Consider the following 1,628-nt stretch of genomic DNA (forward strand, 5'->3'; position numbering starts at 1 on the left):
GTGGGAGACATGCCGGAATCCATTAGCAGGATGGCGGGGATAGTGAAGTTGTAGATGTTCCAGCGATCGACCTTCCCGGGATAGTCCTTGACGGCCTTGGCGAAGGCGGGCGCTTCGGTATTGATGGCCCAGCGCGTGATCCGCACGCCGCCATCGATACGCTCGACCTTGGGCTGCACCGCGGCATAGTCCTCGCTGCCGCCCAGGGTGGTGGGATGAACGAACGGCAGGTGCGAGAAGTCCAGCAGGTTGTCGCAGATCAGCAGGTAATTCACGTCGTAGTGGATGTAGCCGTCCAGGCTGCGCCATTCCGGATGGTCCAGCCACTGCGTATCCGGGATCAGCGACGGATCGGCATTGTCCGGGTCTCCCATCCAGATCCACACCCAGCGGTGCTGCTCGACGATGGGGAACTTGCGCACCTTGGCCTGCGGCGGAATGCGCTCCTGCGCGGGCGCCTCGATGCATCTACCCGCGCTGTCGAACTTCAGGCCGTGATACATGCAGCGGATGCAATCGCCTTCCCTGCGCCCGACCGACAGCGGCGCGCCACGATGGCAACAGCGATCCTCCAGCGCGACGATGCTGCCGTCTTCCTTGCGGTACATCACGACAGGCACGCCGATGATGGTGCGGGAGAACATGCCTTCGCCAGGGATTTCCTTATCCCAGCCGGCTACATACCAGGTGTTTTTGATGAACATGCGGCGTTCCTCGAAGCGTTCACTTTGCGCCCGTGCGGAAATTCGGGGCGCACGTTGCCATGCACGCATTGCTTGCAAGCAATGCGTGTTGCGGGCGTTAAAAAAGGCGGGGAGTCAGGGTGGCGGCAATGTGCCTTGCGGGCCGGGACGCGGGTGGCGGCGGGTGCGGGCGTGGGCGTGGGGTGTCATGTCTTGTCTCCAGTGCGGCGACCCATCTCCGGGGTCCTTGACTGCAGAATAGATTTGGAGGAAACATGCGTCAACGTCATCCCCCTAATAGCGAGAATGTACGCCATGCATGCAGATGAGCTGGACCTCAACCTCCTTACGGTGTTCGATGCGATGCTGCGGGAGCGCAGTGTGACCAAGGCCGCGCAAGAGCTGGGCCTGACGCAAAGCGCGATGAGCCACGCGCTGAACCGGTTGCGCGCCTTCTTTGACGACCAGTTGTTCGTCAAGACGCCGGCAGGCATGATGCCCACGCACAAGGCGCAGGAGCTGACCGAGGCAATTGTGGGCGTGATGGCCACTGTGCGGCAGCAAGTTCTATCGCAGTCCCGCTTCGATCCGCTAGTGGCACGGCGCACGTTCAACCTGTGCATGACCGACATGGGCGAACTGGTCTTCCTGCCGCCGCTGATCAGCAGGCTGCGCCGCGAGGCACCGCACTGCAAGCTGCGCACGTTGCAGGTTCCACTACAGCAGATCGAGGGCATGCTCGGCACGGGCGAGGCCGACCTGGCACTGGGATCGATTCGCGCCGCGCCGGAAGGCTTGTTCCAGCAGCGCTTGTTCATGCACTCGTTCGTGACCATCGTGAGCGCGCGCAACCAGGAGGTGGGCGACGCCCTGACGCTCGAGCAGTTCCAGCGCATGCCGCAGATTGTGGTCACGCTGTCCGGGCGCGCCAGCGCGGCGTATGAC

General features: G+C 63.0%; 2 protein-coding genes. One reads left to right on the top strand and one right to left on the bottom strand.

Going from position 1 to position 1,628, the window contains the following annotated elements; genetic code table 11:
* On the bottom strand, positions 1-704 hold a 704-nt coding region (locus AC1DS3_RS38445), incomplete at its 3' end, for a Rieske 2Fe-2S domain-containing protein (protein WP_477129339.1).
* A gap of 294 nt (positions 705-998) precedes the next feature.
* On the opposite strand from AC1DS3_RS38445, the gene AC1DS3_RS38450 reads away from it, so the two are divergent.
* Positions 999-1,628, top strand: a 630-nt coding sequence (locus tag AC1DS3_RS38450; RefSeq protein WP_477129340.1) for a LysR family transcriptional regulator, incomplete at its 3' end; no start/stop codon positions are given.

This window comes from Cupriavidus sp. 01L46 (assembly GCF_056399905.1).